18 protein-coding genes are annotated in these 20212 nt (G+C 38.3%); 6 read left to right on the forward strand and 12 right to left on the reverse strand.

What is annotated here, in order from left to right; all coding sequences use genetic code 11:
• Positions 1–34: 34 nt before the first annotated feature.
• On the forward strand, positions 35–721 hold the full coding sequence (locus tag B2107_RS21355; protein ID WP_293957776.1) for an outer membrane beta-barrel protein: 687 nt from the start codon (positions 35–37) through the stop codon (positions 719–721).
• A gap of 1 nt (position 722) precedes the next feature.
• Here B2107_RS21355 and B2107_RS21360 read toward each other — a convergent pair whose 3' ends face one another.
• On the reverse strand, positions 723–1727 hold the full coding sequence (locus B2107_RS21360; RefSeq protein WP_209578818.1) for a YihY/virulence factor BrkB family protein: 1005 nt from the start codon (positions 1725–1727) through the stop codon (positions 723–725).
• A gap of 35 nt (positions 1728–1762) precedes the next feature.
• Positions 1763–3529, reverse strand: a complete 1767-nt coding sequence (locus B2107_RS21365; RefSeq protein ID WP_293957777.1) for an AMP-dependent synthetase/ligase — start codon at positions 3527–3529, stop codon at positions 1763–1765.
• Positions 3530–3797: 268 nt separating this feature from the next.
• Here B2107_RS21365 and B2107_RS21370 point away from each other — a divergent pair, with 268 nt between their 5' ends.
• Positions 3798–4298, forward strand: a complete 501-nt coding sequence (locus tag B2107_RS21370; protein WP_293957778.1) for a hypothetical protein — start codon at positions 3798–3800, stop codon at positions 4296–4298.
• Between the two features lie 55 nt (positions 4299–4353).
• On the opposite strand, the gene B2107_RS21375 is transcribed toward B2107_RS21370, so the two are convergent.
• Positions 4354–6099 carry a M61 family metallopeptidase gene (locus B2107_RS21375; protein WP_293957779.1) on the reverse strand — a complete coding sequence of 582 codons (1746 nt, stop codon included), beginning with the start codon at positions 6097–6099 and terminating at the stop codon, positions 4354–4356.
• A gap of 311 nt (positions 6100–6410) precedes the next feature.
• Here B2107_RS21375 and B2107_RS21380 point away from each other — a divergent pair, with 311 nt between their 5' ends.
• Both B2107_RS21380 and B2107_RS21385 read left to right on the forward strand, forming a co-directional pair.
• Positions 6411–7277 (forward strand): N-acetylglucosamine kinase, encoded by an 867-nt coding sequence (locus tag B2107_RS21380; protein WP_293957780.1) that lies wholly within the window; start codon positions 6411–6413, stop codon positions 7275–7277.
• Positions 7278–7288: 11 nt separating this feature from the next.
• Complete coding sequence (locus B2107_RS21385) at positions 7289–7807, forward strand: glutathione peroxidase (protein WP_293957781.1); 519 nt, start codon at positions 7289–7291, stop codon at positions 7805–7807.
• A gap of 255 nt (positions 7808–8062) precedes the next feature.
• Here B2107_RS21385 and B2107_RS21390 read toward each other — a convergent pair whose 3' ends face one another.
• Together B2107_RS21390 and B2107_RS21395 are read right to left on the reverse strand one after the other, a co-directional pair.
• Entirely contained in the window at positions 8063–8281 is a 219-nt protein-coding gene (locus B2107_RS21390) for a hypothetical protein (RefSeq protein WP_293957782.1), read from the reverse strand.
• 149 nt (positions 8282–8430) lie between these two features.
• Positions 8431–9312, reverse strand: coding sequence for a LysR family transcriptional regulator (locus B2107_RS21395; RefSeq protein ID WP_293957783.1), 882 nt, complete (start codon positions 9310–9312; stop codon positions 8431–8433).
• A gap of 166 nt (positions 9313–9478) precedes the next feature.
• Here B2107_RS21395 and B2107_RS21400 point away from each other — a divergent pair, with 166 nt between their 5' ends.
• Complete coding sequence (locus B2107_RS21400; RefSeq protein WP_293957784.1) at positions 9479–10192, forward strand: class I SAM-dependent methyltransferase; 714 nt, start codon at positions 9479–9481, stop codon at positions 10190–10192.
• A 299-nt stretch (positions 10193–10491) separates the two neighbouring features.
• Here the strand turns inward: B2107_RS21400 and B2107_RS21405 are convergent, their stop codons facing one another.
• Genes B2107_RS21405 through B2107_RS21415 form a run of 3 tightly spaced genes read right to left on the reverse strand, consistent with a single transcriptional unit; the run spans position 10492 to position 12973 of the window.
• On the reverse strand, positions 10492–10947 hold the full coding sequence (locus B2107_RS21405) for an NUDIX domain-containing protein (RefSeq protein WP_293957785.1): 456 nt from the start codon (positions 10945–10947) through the stop codon (positions 10492–10494).
• 36 nt (positions 10948–10983) lie between these two features.
• Positions 10984–11730 carry a hypothetical protein gene (locus B2107_RS21410; protein WP_293957786.1) on the reverse strand — a complete coding sequence of 249 codons (747 nt, stop codon included), beginning with the start codon at positions 11728–11730 and terminating at the stop codon, positions 10984–10986.
• Between the two features lie 52 nt (positions 11731–11782).
• Positions 11783–12973, reverse strand: coding sequence for a DEAD/DEAH box helicase (locus B2107_RS21415; protein ID WP_293957787.1), 1191 nt, complete (start codon positions 12971–12973; stop codon positions 11783–11785).
• A gap of 228 nt (positions 12974–13201) precedes the next feature.
• Between B2107_RS21415 and B2107_RS21420 the strand changes: the two genes are divergently transcribed.
• Positions 13202–15637, forward strand: coding sequence for an alpha-ketoacid dehydrogenase subunit alpha/beta (locus tag B2107_RS21420; protein ID WP_293957788.1), 2436 nt, complete (start codon positions 13202–13204; stop codon positions 15635–15637).
• Between the two features lie 26 nt (positions 15638–15663).
• On the opposite strand, the gene B2107_RS21425 is transcribed toward B2107_RS21420, so the two are convergent.
• The 4 genes from B2107_RS21425 to B2107_RS21440 all read right to left on the reverse strand — a co-directional run bounded on the left by B2107_RS21425 (position 15664) and on the right by B2107_RS21440 (position 20175).
• Positions 15664–16518: an ROK family protein gene (locus B2107_RS21425; RefSeq protein ID WP_293957789.1), complete on the reverse strand. Its 855-nt coding sequence runs from the start codon at positions 16516–16518 to the stop codon at positions 15664–15666.
• A complete protein-coding gene (gene aroC, locus B2107_RS21430; protein ID WP_293957790.1) occupies positions 16505–17611 on the reverse strand; it encodes a chorismate synthase in 1107 nt (368 codons plus the stop codon). The genes B2107_RS21425 and aroC overlap by 14 nt, the downstream gene beginning before the upstream one ends.
• 201 nt (positions 17612–17812) lie before the next feature.
• Complete coding sequence (aroA, locus tag B2107_RS21435) at positions 17813–19063, reverse strand: 3-phosphoshikimate 1-carboxyvinyltransferase (protein WP_293957791.1); 1251 nt, start codon at positions 19061–19063, stop codon at positions 17813–17815.
• Positions 19063–20175 carry a chorismate mutase gene (locus B2107_RS21440; protein ID WP_293957792.1) on the reverse strand — a complete coding sequence of 371 codons (1113 nt, stop codon included), beginning with the start codon at positions 20173–20175 and terminating at the stop codon, positions 19063–19065. The genes aroA and B2107_RS21440 overlap by 1 nt, the downstream gene beginning before the upstream one ends.
• Positions 20176–20212: the final 37 nt, after the last annotated feature.

Genomic DNA, 20212 nt, shown 5'->3' on the forward strand with positions numbered 1-20212 from the left:
TATATTGTTGTTATTCAGTATAAAACGTATTTAAATGAAACGAATCCTATTAAGTTTTATTTTGCTTGGTGCTATTTGTGCTAGTGCTTTCGCTCAAGGGGGCGTTGACACGATACATTATAGAAAAGTATACTATTGGGGCACGACGGGCATGGGGTTTCCGATTGGAAAAACCAAAGAGATACTTTCGCCAAAATTTTCTGGAAGTATTGGCTTGGATATTTCCCTGAAAGATCCAAAGTTTTTTGTGTCTCCCACACTTTACACGCTTTCTTTTAAGTACAAACAACCATTGATTGATCCCGATTTCGAATATCGCATAGAAGATGCCAATACTAATTTTTATACTTTATCATTTTCTGGAGGTATTAGGAAACAGATGCGCCGACTAAACATGTATGGTTTTGCAGGGCCTGGTATTGGTCTGACAAGTGAGCCGAGAGCACGTGTACTCGCGGATCAGAATCTTGTTAAGATGGAGAGTGAAAATCGCCTAAATTTCTCCAGTAAGGTAGGTGCCGGCGCAGACTACAAGTTTAATGGATTCTTTTTAGGTTTGGAGCTCGGCTATCTTCATAATTTTAGAAAAATACAGGATATCCCTGTCAATATCTTCACCGTCATGGTGGGATTAAAATCCGATATTACGCAGATTGGAGACAAAGTCATTGATGTCATCGGTATAGATGGTTCCATCAGCGGAAAAAAAGACAAAAAGTAAATTATTGTTTTAAGATCTGAATTGTATCTCCGACGTGTGCTTCAGCATCGCTTCCAATTTTTTTAACTTTTTCTGTTTGTTCGACCGCTACTGCAAATGCGGAAGGTACAATGCCCGACCCAAATTTAATGGCATAAAATTTCGTGAATTCTGCGCCAAAGTACAATATAGCAGCTGAATAGTAGATCCATAATAGCATGACGATAATGGATCCTGCAGCGCCATAAAAACTAGCCGTGGATGAAACGTTGAGATAGATTGAAATACCATATCTACCCAACATAAAAAGTAATCCTGTAAAGATGGCTCCGCCAAGCATATCTCTGAATTTTACTTTAGCATCGGGAAGGAAGGAAAAGATATATCCAAATAAGATGACAATGACTGAAAAGGTGATACCTGTATTTACCCAAGAAATAAGGGAAATTGGAATGAAAGGGAAATACGTCATCACTAAATTGGTCACTGCAACAATAAGCCCATTGATCATCAATGAGGCAATGAGTAAAAAGCCCAAGGCAATAACAATAGAAAAAGATATCAATCTGTTAATGATCAATTTCAGCCATCCCTTTTTCGGCTTGGGTTTTACTTTCCAGATATTATTGATCGAATCCTGTATATCAACGAATAAGGTCGTGGAAGATAGGATTAGTGTAACAATACCTATCGTGATTCCCATATTGGATTTATTTTCAAATGTGATCTTCTGGAGATAAGACTGGATCTGGGTAGTAACATCCTGGCCGAAAAGTACCATGACCTCTTCCAACACCTGATCTTGGGCCGAAGATCCGCTTTGAAGATGTTCACCATAAAAGAATCCTATACACCAGATCACGATCATAAGAAGTGGTCCGATGGAGAAAACAGTGTAATAAGCGAGTGAAGCACTCTTCTTCATGCATTTGTCATCATTAAACCCATTAAATGCATCGACTAAAACATGCCAAATGTCTTTCCAATAAACGAGTGTAAATAAATCTCTCAGTGTAACGTGCTTCATAATACGGTGATCAGTCCCAATAATCGTGCAAATTGTTATTCTTGGTTCTGTTCCTGATACAATTTGTCGATTGCAGTTTCGTTCTCTTTTAAAATAATCTTTCGCTTTAAACTCAATTTTGGTGTTAATTGACCGTCATTAATTGTCCATTCCTTTGGAAGTATAATGAATTTCTTAACAATTTCCCAATGTCCAAAATTAGTGGATAACCGGTTAATTTCATCCTGATATTTTTGGATTACCTCTGAGTTTTTAATTAGTTCTTCATTTGATGATAGGTTAATCCCTTTTTGGCTTGCCCATTTGGACAACACATCAAATGCCGGAACGATTAAAGCTCCAGGAAATTTTTTGTTTTCGCCAAAAACCATCACTTGTCCGATTAAAGTGGATTCCATGAGCTTATTTTCAATGGATTGTGGAGCGATATATTTGCCTCCGGCAGTTTTGAACATCTCCTTCTTGCGGTCGGTGATTTTAAGAAAACCATCGGCTGTGATTTCTCCGATATCACCTGTTTTGAAAAATCCTTGATCGTCAAAAGCTTCTTTGGTAGCATCATCATTTTTGTAATAGCCTATGGTAATACTCGGGCCTTTCACTAGGATTTCTCCGTCTACAGCGATCTTTACCTCTAAATTTTTCAGAGGTTTACCCACAGTTCCAAATTTCAATCCATTTGGTAAGTAAGAATTGACAGCGATTACGGGAGAAGTTTCAGTCAGCCCATATCCTTCAAGTACTTTAAGTCCAGCCGCCCAAAATACACGCGCTAACCGTTCTTGAAGGGCAGCGCCGCCGGACACGATAATCTTAATATTTCCTCCAAGCGCTTCTTGCCATTTTGAGAATATCAATTTTCTAGCAATCGCAAGTTTAAGATTATAAAGCGCTCCATTACGTTCAGATTCTTGGAATTTCAAACCTAAATTAACAGCCCAGAAGAAAATTTTCTTTTTTACCCCCGTTAGCGCTTTCCCTTTTTCAATGATCTTATCATATACTTTTTCCAGTACACGGGGTACCGTGGTGAATACATCTGGTTTAACATCGTTGATGTCTGCAACAACATTGTCTAGGTTTTCCGAAAAATAAATCTGAATCCCTTTGGAATAGTACATGTAGACTACCATCCGTTCAAAAATATGGCATAAAGGCAGGAAGCTCAATGCCGTTTTGAAGTCGGGCTGAATCAGGTGGTTGCAAGCCAAGACATTACTGTACACATTTTTGTGTGAGAGATACACTCCCTTGGGACGCCCAGTGGTTCCTGAAGTATAGATTAATGTTAACAGATCATCTTCCGTTACAGCATCGCGAAATGGGGTTAAATCGGTGATGTCATCTTTGGTAGTTTCGATGAATGCTCTTAGAGGCGTATAATTTTCGATAGTATCAAAAGTATACAATTTTGGGTGAATTCCATGCTCGTTGATCGCTTGTTCGATACGGTCTATTAACTCCTTGTTGCTAACAAATAGGACATTTACATCCGAATCATTTATAATAAATGACAGGTCCTGCGCAGATAGGGTAGGATACAGGGGTACGGTTGCAAGGCCTATTTGGTTGCAGGCAAAATCAACTAAATTCCATTCAGGTCTGTTGCCGGACATAATTCCTACCCGCTCACCTTTCTTGAGCCCGAGCTTCAGTAGCGCCCTGCTTAAGGAGTCTATAGCATCTGTGTATTCTTTGGTAGAATACGTTTTCCATTGGCCATTTCCATCGCGACCCGCTACCATAATATCCTTTGCGTAATTTTCTTTATATAAGGTTATAAAGTCAAAAATTCTGCCCATATCACTTGAGTTTATTGGTTATTACTACATGCTGTATTGTCTTAAATATAAAAAAAATATCAGAAATAAAGTTGGAGAATTTGGGATTAATCTCATAACAATTCAAACATTATGTCGTTATAGCTATGATGTAATATTTATTTTACTTAAAATGTCTTTCTAAGAGGAGGTCTGATAAATAGCCCTCTGGATATGCAATTATATTGCATATAAAAAGCATTTTTTCTATGTTTGAAAAAAAAGTAAAGCAAAAAAGCGTACGATTTTTATGAAAAAAATATTTTTAGCCGTTAGTGGGATGTTGATATTTGGTGCAATATCCAATAGAGCGGTCGCTCAATTGGATAATAGAGGCGCTATTGGCGGACGATTTGGGTCTGCTCAGGGAATTACTTATCGTCATACGCTTAATTCGGATCATGCATTGGAAGGTATCATGAGTATTCAGAGCAATTCTGACTTCCGCCGTTTTCGTGTCGTAGGTTTATATGAAATATATAAACCGCTGGCTGCCGGATTCAATTGGTATTATGGTTTTGGCGGTAGCGTCGGTTCTTTTAAAGAGAAAGATAAAATTTTCGATGGTAAACGTCAGTCATTTGATTCACAGCTCAACCTAAGTATTGATGGTATTGTTGGAATTGAATTTAACGTTCCACAGTCACCGTTTCAGATCTCATTGGATGTAAAACCTTATTTTGATTTTCTAAATGAATCGAGTATCAAATTGTTTGACCCGGTCGGTTTTTCAGTAAGGTATAAATTTTAATGAAAAAATAATAGCGGAAAACTCCGCTATTATTTTTCACAGAAATATGTCAGTTTTAAGCCATCCAGATTTTACCCAATAATTCCTGTAGGAAGGTTTGCTCCTTGAGCGGACGAATCTCATAAATCTTTTTAGTATTCTTTCTGATTTGAACCGGTATCTCACGCACCAATCCATCCCGTGCCACCAAAAAGTTTAATAGTTCCCCCTCTTTGGCGTGCTGAACAATGAAATCAATTTCTTTGTCTTTAACATCGAGTCTGATGTTGTTGATTGCAATGAGTTCATCTCTGACATTCAATCCGGCCTCGTATGCGCCAGAATCTTTTTCCACGGTTGTTACTAAGATTAAGCCCTCTACTTTATTTGTGGTAATCCCTAATGTTAAGGCGTTGTTATTGATATTTGTGTCAATAATTTCATAACCAACTAGATTAAAATAATCGTTATAGTCCAGTTCGCCATCCTGATGCGCCGCGTCGAAAATATCATCTAAGGAAGTGCCCGCGATGCGTTCAGCAAGACTTTTAAATTCATTTTCTTCAAATCCTCGATCAAGTTTTAGGAAAAACTCTTCATAAGCTTCGCGAATAACATCATCCAATTTTAGTTTACCTTCCGTAGCTGCAATAATTTTAATATCCAGCAATGCCGTCAGCATCGCACCTTTATTATAGTAAGATATACCTGAATTTATTGAATTTTCATCCGGTCTATAATATTTAATCCAAGTATCGAAACTTGAAGCAGCTGCAGACTGTATAGCATGCCCGGGACGATTCAATATAGTATTAAAGTCGTTAGCTAACAAAGAGAGATATTCTTTTTCGCTATAGAATCCACATCGTTTAATAATTAGGTTATCATAATACGAAGTGAATCCTTCCATAATCCATAGTCCCGTCGTATAGTTTTCAGCATCGTAATTAAACGGGCCTAACGCTTTTGGACGTAAGCGTTTTACATTCCAAAGATGAAAATACTCATGCGCCACGAGGCTCAGGTAATTTTTGTAACTGGTCTCGTTAAGATAGGCATTTCTTGACGCCCCCAAAACCGTGGAATTGAGATGTTCTAACCCGCCACCTCCAGACTGATAATTATGTGTAATAATCACATAACGCCTATTCGGGTTAGAACCCCAAACACGGGTTTCTTCTTCAACAATACGGGTGATGTCTTTTGTCAATTTTGCTTTATCATAACTTCCCCCTCCAACCATGGCACATTCATGTTCGACACCCGCAGCCTGAAATTTCCAGATATCCTGATTACCAACTTCGATGGGACTATCGTATAAGATATCAAAATTTGGCGCATAAAATTTATGCTCCTCAATTTGCTCAAGCCCCGTTGATATGCTCGTCCAAGTATCTTTTAAATTTATGCGGACTGTAGTCGGATGGTCGATCCGGTTATCAATATAGAAGAATGTCGCTGGCGGTACAATAAAAGCATGGTCGCTATCAAAAAAATTAGTACGTACTGAAGCTTCAGACCCATAGACGGCATAGACTACTTCAATTTGATCCAACGATTCTGTGGGTATTCGCCAGGTATTTTTAGAAATTTTTTGATAGTTGATTGTATTTCCCGTTTTGTCAAGTGATCGGAATCGTTCTACATTTTTAGCGTATTCGCGAATCAAATAAGATCCAGGAGACCATACCGGCATTTTTAGGTCGACATAAGGCTGGCTAAGATTTGTTATGCTCATTTTCACCTCAATATAATGAGCTTGCACTTCTGAAAATGTTACTTCAAAATGTATTTCGGGTATGTTTAAATGGTCACTATCCATGAAAAATAAATTTAGTATGAGCTCACAAAGCTAGAAAGTATCGTATGATTAATCAAACAAAAAAATATATTAATGGTTCTTTAATAACTGCAATAGGCATAAAATAGTACGCTATAGGGAGATATTGAAATTCTCTCCAATATACTATTTTTCAGTTAAAGATATTGTATGAATTGAACAATTATTCGTGGTGCTTTCGACTGAAATCCTATTTATGAGGTTTGTTGAAAGACGCAAAAAATCTGTTTTTTATAAGAATTTTTGCTAAGTTTGATACAATAGTTTATTGGGGAAAATAATCAAGAATTTGTATGATCTTAGTTGTTGATAGCGGCTCTTCAAAGTCGGATTGGAAGTTGGAATTGCCAGATAGTGCGCCTATCTCATTCAGTACAAATGGACTTAATCCTTTTTTTGTCAATGAAAAGGAAATTACACGTGTTATTAAGGAAATACCCGAAATTATTCCATATGCTGATGAAGTTACAGAATTGTATTTCTTTGGTGCGGGATGCATCACCCCTGATCGTAGGGAAATGGTATCTAATGCATTGACCCCCTTATTTGAAAATGCCTATATTTCGGTTGAAAATGATCTTTTTGGAAGTGCTTTAGCGACATGCGGTAATAAAAAAGGTTATGTAGCAACCTTAGGAACAGGGTCGGATCTCAGTTTCTTTGATGGAGAAGAGTTGATGCCTTCACACAATGGAAATGGCTATGTATTAGGTGATGAAGGTTCTGGAGCTTACTTCGGGAAAAATTTAGTCAGACTTTTTCTATATGGACGTATGCCCAGGGATCTGAATGAGAAATTTGCGAACAAGTATAGAATCAATAAAGAGATTGTCATCAAAAATGTGTATCAAAAGGAGCGCCCAAATGCATTCCTAGCATCTTTTGCACCCTTCATGTCAGATAATATTACGCATCCCTTTATTATTGATTTAGTTAAGAGCGGATTTGAAGAATTTGTTCAGGCATCAATTTTGACCTATCCAGATTATAATAAATATGACTGTCACTTTGTGGGTTCTATTGCATATAGTTTTGATCTAATTTTACGGGAAGTCTGTGATACACATCAGATCAAGGTAGGCACCATTTTAAAATCGCCTATTAACGAGCTGTTCGACGCAGTATTGGAAAGAGAGAGTAATTCATTGTTAAGTCTTTAAAATAATTAAATATGATTATCGCTACTATTATGGTGTATATGTCAATGTTATTTGGCAATCCCAATTTTTATGATTTTAAGTTTACATCGCTTGACGGTAAAGAAGTCAAAATGTCTGATTTCAAAGGTAAAAAAATATTGATTGTGAATACCGCATCTAAATGTGGTTTTACAAAACAGTACAAAGACCTCCAAGAATTGCACAAAACTTTTGGAGATAAGCTGGTCATTATAGGGTTCCCAGCAAATAATTTCGGACAACAAGAGCCAGGTTCAAATGCGCAAATTCAAGAGTTTTGTGAACAAAATTATGGTGTTGATTTTCTAATGGCAGAGAAAGTGGATGTTAAGGGTGATCAAATGGCTCCATTATTTAAGTATCTAACCGCACAGGATAATCCCGATTTTAAGGGGGAGATTAAGTGGAATTTTGAAAAATTCCTGATTGATGAGCATGGTAAGCTTGTACACCGTTTCCGTTCAGCGACCAATCCACTCGATCCAGCAATTGTAAATTGGGTTAAAAACTAAAAGTGATAAAATGAGCGAATAAAAAGANNTCTTTTTATTCGCTCATTTTAATTGATATGTTTATTTTCCTTTTATACAGGCATTAAGCACATTTATACAACCTTTTCCTAAGGGATTGAATTTCTTTACAATTCGGAATATTGCAACGATTTGTGATGACTGTAAGACCATATTCCCACTTTGGGTGAAAGACGTTGAAATAGAAGCTATTCTAAAAATGTCATTTTTAAAAGCGGAGTATCTGTTCCAAAATTTTTATATCCATAATTTGTCATACTCAATCTTACTGTTTTTGACAACGACGACGCGGAGACCAATTGCTTTATACCGATGCATCACTTCTGTAAGACCTATTTCGACTGATGTGAACTGCGCAGATAAAAATGTCGGAAGCAATTGAGTAATTAAGAAAAGGAGTAAGAGAAGATGGCTTCTCATCAATTGATTTGTTGAGATTTTAGTAATCGTATGCATGTAAGGAAATCTTTTCTAATGAACAGCAATAATTATTGATTCAATACGATGCAAACCTTATCCATAGGTAGCTCAGATAAACAAAGGGGCGATTAATGCAACTGATCATTCAGCAGAGATAGGGATGTAATAATCAATCCAACAATTCTTTAGGAGGCGTTAAATTTACGGTATTCTTTTTGGATACAATCCATAAATTCGCCTAATGCGCTGTTTTTACTTTTTCTATTGGAGACCAGGATGATTTCTGTTTTGCTATCTATGTCTTCAATTTTCATGGTTTTTAGTTTCAAATGTGGATACTGTTTGATACTGGAAGCGGGGACTACTGCTAATCCCAGACCTTGTGAAACCAATTCGAGAATAGAAGATATCGAGTTGCTCTGATGTACAATCTTAGGTTCGAACCCCATGCGATTACACGTATTAATAACATGGCGATGGTATTCGGACGCATATTTTTGATTGAAAGAGATAAAACTTTCATTAAAGAAGTTAATATCACTAAACACTATCTGTGTCGGGCCTACAATTACCATTGGATCTTCGAAGAGAGGAGTGGTCAATAATTCACTCGAATAAATCGGGGAACGCATTATACCTAGATCCAGTTTACCATTTTCTAGCGCCAATTTCTGTTTGTGTGTCGACGTTTCAAAAAGACTCACTCTTAAGTATGGAAATTTCTGTTGAATGTGTTTCAATACTGTGGCGAGCATTTTCTTGGGCGTTGAACTAATATACCCCAACTTGAATTCTCCAGAAATATTGTTGTGGATCTGCTTCGTGATTGTTTTGCTGTGCTCTATATTCTGAAGAATTTCCACAACCTCCTCCAAAAAGTATTTACCGGCTTCTGTTAGTTCGACGCGTTTGTTGGTTCTGAAAAAAAGGATGACCCCCAACTCGTCTTCAAGGTCTTTAATCTGCCGGCTTAACGGCGGTTGGGACATAAATAGACGTTCTGCTGCTCGGCCAAAATGAAGTTCTTCGGCTACTGTTTTGAAATAAATAAGATGTCGTATTTCCATCGATACTTTTTTGGTATGAATTCTTGACAAAATAAATATTTTTAATGAATTTCAGTTAGTCTTACCTTTAAATTGTTAAAAAATAATGGGTGGGCCACAATACAATGATTCTGCATATGGTCATGCTCTATGAGGCTAGTCCGAATAAAAAAACAATAATTTAAAGATGAATAAAGCAACTTTACAGGAAATTGAAGCACGGTTTGACAATGATGTAGAACGTTTTTCAAATTTAGAAACAGGCCAAGCGACCACAGTTGATGCGGTTTGGAACATGGAGCTGATTACAGATGCCATTGCAAGTGTTTATCCAAATGCAAAAAACATATTGGATATTGGATGTGGAGCAGGAAATTACGATGTTAAGTTATTACAAAAACTGAAATCTAATCCAAATTTTAGTCTTGTAGACTTAAGTCAACCCATGTTAAATAGAGCACAAGAGCGTTTAAGTGCGCTGACAAAAGGAGAAATACAGTTGATAAAGGGAGACTTTAGGGAAGTTTCCTTGGAAGAGGGAAAATTCGATGTCATTATTGCTACTTCGGTATTACATCACTTACGGGATGACGAGGATTGGTTAATCACTTTTAAAAAGTTATTCCGTCTGCTAAAATCGGGTGGAAGTGTATGGATTTTTGATTTGATAGAACAGAATAACGTTTATCTCCAAGAGCTAATTTATAAGGAGAAATATGGTGAATATTTAACTAAATTGAAGGATGAGGAGTATCGTGATCATGTTTTTGACTATATTAAACATGAGGATACGCCGAGATCCCTGGTTTACCAGCTCAATTTATTGACCGATGTTGGTTTTAACAATGTGGATGTTTTGCACAAGAATTTATGTTTCGCCTCGTATGTAGCCTTTAAATAGCGGGTTGTATAAATAGGGCTTTAATAAATAAGGCGATACGGGGAGTATCGCCATAAAATCACACTAACTATTAAAAACCCTATAGGACTAGGAATTTACATATTCAATAAACCAATTTCTGTCTTATCCCACGCTCTTCCAACATTATTCCCAATCACATGTGAGATGTCAAATAAATAATAAAATGTAATTATTGAGGTCAATACTTTAAAAAAAACAAGCATTTCCATTGGTTTACGTAAAGATATATCTTTATTTTTTAAATACAAATAAAAATCATGAAAATTGAAAAATTATTATTATCTAATCCTTTTCAAGAATTCCTCCCACGCGATTTGATCTGTTTTGAAGGTTAGATCTTCAATGAGAACCGATTCAATTGGCACCCATCGAAACGATTGAAGTTTATTGTCTTCGGATTTTTGATCCGGATCAAAATCGAAAGCGCTGTTCGTAGTTCTGATTTGAATTGGTGAAGTATTCTTAACCTGATAGTAAATGGATATTATCTGACTATCATTGAAGCTTGATTTCTCATAAAAGTCAGTAGTATAAATGTGCTTAACGACAGCAACTTCAAAATTACACTCTTCCTGATACTCCCGGATCAAAGCGTCCAATAAACCTTCTCCATATTCTAAGCCCCCGCCGGGGAATTTGGTAAATGAAACATTTTCCGTCCTTTCATCACTGATCAACACCTCTTGTTTTTCATTGATCAATATACCGTACACTCTTACGTTAAATGGAAACATGAGTTAATTATGTTTGTATATATTTAGTTTTTTTATTTATAGTGGCATAAAGCCGTTGTCAATAGCAAGTTCGTCCAATCCGATATACGAATAATGTCTAGGAAGGAACCAGCCTATCGCTTCCATAATGTTCGTAAACTCTTTTTCTGTGCTGAATTGGTTGGCAACGATATTGAATGCTAAATCTTGTGTAGCATTTTCCTCATCTTTATAATTACGTGCCAGCAGCATAATTTTAGCATTCTTTACACCATAGTAATCCAAAAATTCACGTATTTGTGTACGTACTGTTTGTGGAAGAATAGTTTGAGCTGGCTGCCCAACTAATATTTCCTCATCTTTGCCAATAATTGTTGGTGTGTTTTTCTTTGAAAAAATGCTCTCATCCGTGTAAAATTCTTCATTCAGAAAGAAGTTGACCAAATCGCCATAGGTGAACACCCAATCTGGATTTTCATGCTGTGTATTAATTGCAATACCAAAACCCCTTGGTAACACAAAATCTTTTAGTCGATTTTTGATGACGAACGCTTGAAAGTTCTGATCTTTTGGAGCGCTTTCGAGTTGGAAATAAGGAAATCCGTCCGGACCAACAACCACTTCTGTCTCGGCTAATTTCAATGTACATTCAGCAATATTTTTTAAAAATGTATCCCGCCATTCCTCATCCCGATCTTCAAAAGGAATCTCCATCAGACTATTCACGATGATAGTTTTTTCCAGGTCTCCTAGACGGTTATCATCTCCGTTGTTACTATCATCAAATAAATGTATTGTATTCATCTCGAATTGTGATTTTATGATTTTCAAGTAAAAGTAAAAGAATATTTATTAATTAACGACGTTTTCTCGATTTTGAAGAACCTTTCCGCGGATTGGTTTGACTACTGGAGAGCATTTTCTCCCAGCTTAGCAAGTAAGGGTGCTGATCGTCAATTCTAATGTGCCGTTTTAAGGATAGTTGCAATTTGATCCATTTTTCGTTGTCTTCCGCGTCGCAAAACGTGAATGCTTTTCCGTCAGCGTCAGAACGACCAGTCCGGCCAATCCGATGGGTATATAGCTCTGGCGAATCTGGAACTTCGTAATTGATGATCGCTTCCAGATCAGGAAAATCTACTCCGCGTGCCAAGAGGTCTGTTGCAATTAAAACACGTATATCTTTTCGTCTAAACTGAGCAATGATCTCTTCTCGTTTTTGCTGCGACTTATCACCATACAAAGCCAAACAAGAAACACCATTTCGGTTTAAAGCGGTTTCAATCCGTTCGACTCCTTGCACCGTTCGCGTGAAAACGATGACCTGTCGTGAAATCCTGTTTTCAAGCAGATGGCTCAATAAACTCTTTTTATCATTCTTGTCGACATAAAATACAGATTCCTCTATTTGACCTTTTTTTAAGGCTGTATCAATAATGATCTCGACCGGGTTGTTTAACTTTTTTCGAACAATTTTTTCGATTTCGGCGGTTTTTGTGGCTGAACTAAAAATAGATTGTCTTTCAGCAGGCAATTTATTGATGATTTTGTTGATATCCGCCGCAAAACCGAGATCAAGCAATTGATCGAATTCATCGATCACCAAGGTATCTATCCTCTCTAAATCAATAATTCCCTGATCCAGAAAGTCCAGCAAACGACCCGGAGTGGCAAGGATCATATGCGCTTGAGGATAAACGTCCAATTGACTTTCATAAGTTCCACCGCCATAAAAGCTGGCGATGATCAAATCCATACCTTCGATAAAATTCGTTATGCGCTGTTGGGTTTGAATACAAAGTTCCCGTGTTGGGAGCAGTACAAGTACAGATGGACGGGCAGCGGTAACTTTAGTTTGTAAACGTTGAATAATTGGGATCGCGTAAGCCTCAGTTTTCCCCGTTCCGGTCGGTGCAATCGCTAAACAATCCCTGCCCTCTAAAATGGCGGGGATAGCTCTTTCTTGAACAGGTGTAAGCGAAAAAAGCTTTCGTTTTTCAAGATTAGCGCTAAGGAATTTATCGAGTTTTAGTGTTGAAAAATTCAAAATAATGAATATAAAATCCAAAAATAGAAATTAAAAAGGACAAAGCTGATTTTACGTCGTTATAGGTATTAAAAAATCTATGTAAATTAGGAATTTTTATTAAAAAGTACTAATTTGATAAATTAGAATATTCTATTTCAAATAAGGACTGTCGATTGTCAATTTATTTGACAAACACCAATTATATAGAATAATATTTTTGTTAAATTTGTTGAAACAAAAAAGAATATGTTTGATACTACATTTGACCAAAACAATGAATCTATTTCCACTTTGAGCTTTGATGAGTTCAAAAAGATTATTGTGAATGATTATCGAACTGCCTTGGAAAGTCGTTACGTAAGTTTATTGGGACGTAAAGAAGTGCTTACAGGTAAGGCTAAGTTTGGTATTTTTGGCGATGGAAAAGAATTGGCACAAATCGCGATGGCTAAAGTTTTCAGAAATGGAGATTGGCGATCGGGATATTACCGTGACCAAACATTTATATTTGCTTCAGGCATCAGTGATGTATACCATTTTTTCTCTCAACTGTATGCCCACCCCGATGTAGAGGCAGATCCTTCTTCTGCAGGAAGACAAATGAATTGCCATTTTTCGACACGTGTTGTGGATGATCAGGGAAACTGGTTGAACCAAATGACTCAAAAAAACTCGTTTTCAGATATTTCGACAACAGGAGGGCAAATGGCAAGGCTGCTAGGGCTGGGGTTGGCTTCCAAATTGTATAAGCAGAATAGAAATTTGGATTACCTGTCTTATTTTTCAAATAAAGGAAACGAAGTTGCATTTTGCTCGATCGGCAATGCTGCTACTTCTGAAGGTGTATTTTTCGAAGTCATTAACGCAGTAGGGGTTCACCAGATTCCGACAGTGATTTCCATTTGGGATGACGGATATGGCATATCTGTACCTAACGAAATTCAAACAACAAAAGGAGATATTTCAGAAGTGCTTCAAGGATTTCAGAAGGAAGAATTGACCAATGGGATTGAAATATTCAAAGTGAGAGGATGGGATTATGCGGGATTATGTGAAACTTATGAAAAGGCTGCCCATATTGCCCGCGAGAAACATATTCCTTGTTTGATCCACGTGACCGAACTGACACAGCCCCAAGGGCATTCTTCTTCAGGTTCACATGAGCGTTATAAATCTAAGGAAAGATTACAATGGGAGACTGACTTCGATTGCATTGCAAAAATGAAAGACTGGATAATAAGTTCGGGAATCGCCACTTTAGAAGAGTTGGAACAACTGGATCAACAGGCTAAAGATCATGTTCGTCAAGAACAGAAGCGAGCTTGGACCGATTATATCAAAACGTTGAGCCTGGAGGCAAAGGAAGCCATAGATTTACTTCAGGGTATTCCAAACGAACGCGCCGATTTTGCTTCCAAAAAATTGCAATCGATGGTTGAACCTTCTTTAAAAGAGGTGTACGGTCAGGTCCGCAAGGTGCTGCATGAACTGAAAGGACAGCATAGTGAGCAACGTCAGCAATTATTAAGTTGGTACAAAGAAAAGCAGAAGGTTAATGAGAAACGTTATAACTCTAAGTTGTTTACAGCTGGTGTCGATTCTCCTGCCCATGTAAAGATTGTTCCTGCTTTGTACAGTGAAGAGGCTAAAGTTGTCGACGGCCGTGAAGTCCTCAATTTGTGCTTTGAGGAGAACTTTAGACGGGACGAAAGGCTGTTGGCTTTCGGAGAGGATGTGGGTAAAATTGGAGATGTAAATCAAGGTTTTGCAGGATTACAGGAGAAACTTGGCGTACATCGTGTATTTGATACTGGTATTCGGGAGAATTCGATTATAGGGAAAGGGCTTGGTTTGGCAATCCGCGGGTTTCGTCCGATAGCGGAAATCCAATATTTAGATTACCTAATTTACGGCATTACAGTAGCAAGTGACGATTTGGCAACTTTAAGTTACCGTACCTTTGCTGGGCAAAAAGCACCAGTAATTATTCGTACACGCGGCCATCGATTAGAAGGTATATGGCACTCCGGATCACCGATGTCGGTAATTTTAGGCGCCCTGAGAGGTTTACATGTATGCGTGCCGCGTAATATGACCCAGGCAGCTGGTATGTATAATACCTTGTTCCGCTCAGATGAGCCAGCTATTGTTATTGAATGCCTGAATGGGTATCGTCTTAAAGAACGCTTGCCTGAGAATGTAGGTGAATTTACAGTGCCAATTGGCTATGCGGAATGTATAAGAGAGGGGCATGACATCACGGTAGTATCCTATGGATCCACTTTGCGTGTTGTTGAAGAAGCCGCCATGGAATTGGAACGCTTGGGTATATTTATTGAAATTATTGATGCGCAAACGCTACAGCCTTTTGACAAAGGAAAACTTTGTGTTGAATCTTTGAAAAAAACAAATAAACTACTTGTTGTGGATGAGGATGTGCCAGGTGGGGCTTCAGCCTTTATCTTACAAGAGGTGTTAGAGAAGCAAAATGGCTATTATCTATTAGACAGTCAGCCGCGAACACTCACTGCCAAAGCGCATCGTCCACCATACGGCTCTGACGGAGATTATTTTTCAAAACCATCTTCTGACGATGTCGTCGAGATGGTCTATTCAATTATGCATGAAGCTAACCCAGAAAAATATCCATCTNNAGATGGATATTTTTCTGGGTTTATTTGATCCTAGCGTTGGAATGAAATCTCTTATCAGCTGAATATACTTGCAGCACCGATCATTGCCGCTTTTTCGCCAAGTATGGCCGTGTAAATTTCGAACTTTTCAAATTCTTTTCGATCCGCGATAAAAATAGGTAGGGCTTTTGCAATATTGCCACCGACAATAAATAGTTCAGATGAATGTTTCTCTGAGAAAAACTGCATAAAATCAAATAGATGTTTAGCATATTCATCTTTGATGATTTGAAACTCCGCAGTTTCCCTATAATGATCTAAAATTTCTTTCAGTCCGGTCACATCCTTACCTGCTATTTCTTTGAAACGTTTTACGAACCATCGTGTGACCAGAAATTCCTCAAAGATACAATCTTCATAAGGGCTATTCCATAGAGCCGCATCAAAAGCCTTCTCGCCTTTATTCCAAACCGCAGATCCAAGTCCAGTCCCCAATGTAATTCCTAGTATACGCTTATTCGTTTGAAGTTGTTGTACGAATATTTCACCTTGTAAGAAAGCCGCTGCATCATTGATAAAGTGAATAGACATAGGGGAAAGTCCCAGTTCATTACCTAGCAGAGTTTTAATATCTTGGTCGTAAAGATGGTCGTATTTGCTTTGTCCTTGTATCTTTGATATTCCATTTTCGTAGTCAAATGGTCCTGGCATGGCAATTCCGATGAATTGAACAGGAGCAGGAGAGGTGGCTATGGTATCACTGATGGCTGATGCCCAGGTTTGTAAAATCGTTTTAGCATCTCCTTGAGAAAAAACGTGGTTTCTGGCCACGTTTTCTAAGTATATATTCCATTGTTTTGTGTCAATGATACAGGCAGAAATATGTGTGCCTCCAATATCAACACCTACGACATAATTATCTTGCAGCATGTTTGTAACTTTGATTTTTAAGTAGATGATCCGCGATTACAAGTGCCGCCATAGCTTCCACAATAATTACTGCTCTCGAAACAACACAAGGGTCATGTCTTCCCTTGCCACTAGCAATAGCAGGGTTGCCATGGACATCCACCGTTTCTTGATCTCTCATGATAGTGGCAACAGGCTTAAATGCTACTTTGAACGTAATATCCATACCATTTGAAATCCCGCCCTGAATACCTCCAGAGAAGTTGGTATGCGTGTGCACTCGAGTTAAATCATGGTCATCTGCTACAAATATATCATTATGTTCGGAACCTCGCAACTCTGATCCAGCAAAACCTGAACCATATTCAAAACCATGTACAGCATTGATGCTCATCATTGCCTTGGCAAGATCCGCATGTAGTTTATCAAAGACTGGTTCGCCTAAGCCCACGGGGACATGTCTGATGACAGCCGATATCCGTCCACCAACAGTATCACCAGCTTTTCTGATCGAATCGATAAATTCAACCATTTCATTCGCTGTTGCTGGATCCGCGCAACGTGCGATGTTGGATTCCCGTAAATCAAGAAGGCTCTTTAGATCTTTTGTATCCACATTTGGAGCTTCAATAGTACCAACTCCAGAAACGTGGGCAAAGATTTCTATACCAAATTGTTTTAGAAAGCTCTTCGCTACAGCGCCCGCAGCGACACGGGCTGCAGTCTCTCTTGCAGAAGAACGTCCTCCACCACGATAGTCACGGATACCATATTTCATCTGGTAGGTGAAATCAGCATGAGAAGGTCTGAAAATATCTTTGATATGTGTGTAATCTTTCGAACGCTGATCTTCATTTGGAATGACAATCGCAATAGGTGTACCTGTTGATTTTCCTTCGAATACACCGGATAATATTTGTGCTGTATCACTTTCTTTCCTCTGCGTCGTGATTTTGGATTGACCTGGTTTTCGTTTGTCGAGCTCAGACTGGATAAAATCCTCGTCTATTGTTATATTTGAAGGGCAACCATCAATAATTACACCGATAGCTTTGCCATGTGATTCGCCAAAAGTGCTGATTCTGAATAAGTCGCCAAATGAATTTCCTGCCATAAAAATTAAATTTCAATAAACTTAGATAAATTTGCTTTTATATGCAATTGTAAAGCTTGAGAAGGGATTCAAATTTGTGGATTTTTCTCGTCTATTAGTCCTTACTGATTGCATTCATTATTTTGTTCAAGGCGAAAAGCCTGTTGGGGTATAATAGGTGGAAACAGGGATTAATGTTGATTTAATCCCTGTTTTAATATGCTATTCAATGACAAAAGCTTGCGCCTGTAAATGATTCCAAAAATCAGGATATGATTTTTCTACAACTTGAGGTTCAGCAATCTTAATCTGGTCGAAAACTAATGCCAGTGGTGCGAACGCCATCGCCATGCGATGATCTTCGTAAGTATCGAAAGTAACCTCTTCAGGCTGATATACCTGCGCTGTTTTCAGATGGTAGGTATCGCCATCTTCAATTAGCTCGGCTCCAAATTTCGCAATTTCCTTTTGTAGTGCCGCGATACGGTCAGTCTCCTTAATTTTTAAGGTCTCCAAGCCCGTAAAAGATACATCTCGTTTTAACGCAGCCGCGACAACAACTACAGTTTGTGCGAGATCGGGACATTCTTTAAAGTTAAATAAGCTTACATCCGAACCGATTACCTTTTTATTTAAATGTAATCCGTCCGATTCAAAGCTCGATTGTACACCAAAATGCTCCATAATGCTTATAATAGCAATATCACCCTGTAAGCTATTTTTTCTTAATCCGGGCAATACGATCGATGCGTTTGCATCTGCTAGTGCGACGATAGCGTACCAATAGGAAGCAGCGCTCCAATCTGGCTCGACATATATTGTTTGTTTCTCAAATGCCTGCGGCGCAATTTTAATCGCATTGTTTTTCCATTCATGCTGAATCCCGACACTTTTCAGCATATCCAAGGTCATTGATACATAAGGTCTGGAGGTTAATTCACCCTCAATCTCTAAAGTAAGCCCTTTTTTTAATGCAGGTGCAATTAATAAGAGGGCTGATATATATTGGCTGCTGATATTACCTTTAATCTTGACGCGGTCTTTTTCTTGAAACAGCCCGCCCTCAATTTTCAAAGGAGGGTATCCGACTTTCTTGTCATAGTGGATGTCTGCACCAATTTCTTTCATGGCATCAACTAATATACCTATAGGACGCTGTTGCATGCGTTCAGTACCTGTAAGGATAAAATTTCCTTTGACAAGGTTGAGGTAAGCCGTTAAGAATCGCATGGCCGTTCCCGCTGGACCGATGTCAATTGTGTTGAATCCTGGTTTCGGATCTGAAGCAATTTGTAGCACACGGTTTAACGTTACCGTATCTGCAGCTTCAGAAAGGTTGGCTATTTCAACTTGTCCTTTGCTCAATGACTGGATAATAAGAGCACGGTTGCTCTCAGATTTTGAACCTGTGAGTTGAACCGTACCCTGTATTTTTTTTGAAGGATGCGTCAGCGTGATGACTTGTTGATTCATTATGCTTCTGCTGTTGGTTGTTCCTGAGTATTCATGACCACATTTTGTTTGCGAATAGATTCGTTGTGAATCAATTCGAGGAATTTTGTCGCAAATTCACTTCCCAACGAAAGCGCCTCTGCTAATTTGGTGCGTTTTTGAACAATCTCATCCCAACGGTTAACTTGCAAAATTGTCACGTTGTTATCGCGTTTGTATTCACCTATTTTCTCCGCTATTTTCATGCGTTCACCAATTTTTTGGATGATCAAATCATCTAATTTGTCGATGTTGCTACGCAATTCAGCTAATTTGTCTTCGAAGGAAGGGTTGTCGGATGCCGCCTTACGTAAAGTTAAGTGATCGATCAAGTCGGCTAATGCAGCAGGAGTCACTTGTTGTTTAGCATCAGTCCATGCAACAGATGGGTCTATATGCGATTCGATAATCAATCCTTGCATATCCATATCCATTGCTTTTTGTGCGATATACGGTAGCAATTCGCGGTTTCCACAAATGTGGCTTGGGTCGTTGATGATCGGTAGATTAGGACAAGCAGTTTTTAACTGAATCGCTAAATCCCACATTGGTTCATTACGGAATGCTGTTTTCTCGTAAGAAGAGAAACCTCTATGGATAGCACCTAATTTTTTAATACCAGCACGATTGATACGTTCCAATGCACCGATCCACAAAGATAAATCTGGATTTACAGGATTTTTAACAAATACTGGAATATCTACACCTTGTAAAGCATCAGCAATTTCTTGCACGGTAAATGGATTGGCAGTTGAACGTGCACCTACCCATAGTACATCCACACCAGCAGCCAAAGCTTCTTCCACGTGTTTTGCTGTAGCAACTTCAGTAGCTGTTAATAAACCTGTTTCTTCTTTCGCTCTTTTTAACCATTCAAGGCCAATTGAACCAATACCTTCAAATTCTCCAGGACGAGTGCGTGGTTTCCAGATGCCGGCGCGTAAAATATTTACTTTTCCGGTATTTGCCAACAAATGCGCTGTTGATACCAGCTGCTCTTCTGTTTCTGCACTACAAGGGCCTGCGATAATTAAAGGTTTGTCTCCTGTGTCCAACCAAGATTTTAAAGGAGTGATGTCTAATGTATTTTTCATGTTAAGTTTGATTATCTATTTTAATATTGTATGCGTA

The sequence above is a fragment of the Sphingobacterium sp. UBA7855 genome (assembly GCA_002500745.1).
Classification (GTDB): Bacteria; Bacteroidota; Bacteroidia; order Sphingobacteriales; family Sphingobacteriaceae; genus Sphingobacterium.

What these genes read in the sequence shown, in the direction of transcription:
- B2107_RS21355 (WP_293957776.1), top strand. Translation starts at nt 35, where the DNA reads ATGAAACGAATCCTATTAAGTTTTATTTTGCTTGGTGCTATTTGTGCT.
- B2107_RS21360 (WP_209578818.1), bottom strand. Translation starts at nt 1,727, where the DNA reads ATGAAGCACGTTACACTGAGAGATTTATTTACACTCGTTTATTGGAAA.
- B2107_RS21365 (WP_293957777.1), bottom strand. Translation starts at nt 3,529, where the DNA reads ATGGGCAGAATTTTTGACTTTATAACCTTATATAAAGAAAATTACGCA.
- B2107_RS21370 (WP_293957778.1), top strand. Translation starts at nt 3,798, where the DNA reads ATGAAAAAAATATTTTTAGCCGTTAGTGGGATGTTGATATTTGGTGCA.
- B2107_RS21375 (WP_293957779.1), bottom strand. Translation starts at nt 6,099, where the DNA reads ATGGATAGTGACCATTTAAACATACCCGAAATACATTTTGAAGTAACA.
- B2107_RS21380 (WP_293957780.1), top strand. Translation starts at nt 6,411, where the DNA reads ATGATCTTAGTTGTTGATAGCGGCTCTTCAAAGTCGGATTGGAAGTTG.
- B2107_RS21385 (WP_293957781.1), top strand. Translation starts at nt 7,289, where the DNA reads ATGATTATCGCTACTATTATGGTGTATATGTCAATGTTATTTGGCAAT.
- B2107_RS21390 (WP_293957782.1), bottom strand. Translation starts at nt 8,281, where the DNA reads ATGCATACGATTACTAAAATCTCAACAAATCAATTGATGAGAAGCCAT.
- B2107_RS21395 (WP_293957783.1), bottom strand. Translation starts at nt 9,312, where the DNA reads ATGGAAATACGACATCTTATTTATTTCAAAACAGTAGCCGAAGAACTT.
- B2107_RS21400 (WP_293957784.1), top strand. Translation starts at nt 9,479, where the DNA reads ATGAATAAAGCAACTTTACAGGAAATTGAAGCACGGTTTGACAATGAT.
- B2107_RS21405 (WP_293957785.1), bottom strand. Translation starts at nt 10,947, where the DNA reads ATGTTTCCATTTAACGTAAGAGTGTACGGTATATTGATCAATGAAAAA.
- B2107_RS21410 (WP_293957786.1), bottom strand. Translation starts at nt 11,730, where the DNA reads ATGAATACAATACATTTATTTGATGATAGTAACAACGGAGATGATAAC.
- B2107_RS21425 (WP_293957789.1), bottom strand. Translation starts at nt 16,518, where the DNA reads ATGCTGCAAGATAATTATGTCGTAGGTGTTGATATTGGAGGCACACAT.
- aroC (WP_293957790.1), bottom strand. Translation starts at nt 17,611, where the DNA reads ATGGCAGGAAATTCATTTGGCGACTTATTCAGAATCAGCACTTTTGGC.
- aroA (WP_293957791.1), bottom strand. Translation starts at nt 19,063, where the DNA reads ATGAATCAACAAGTCATCACGCTGACGCATCCTTCAAAAAAAATACAG.
- B2107_RS21440 (WP_293957792.1), bottom strand. Translation starts at nt 20,175, where the DNA reads ATGAAAAATACATTAGACATCACTCCTTTAAAATCTTGGTTGGACACA.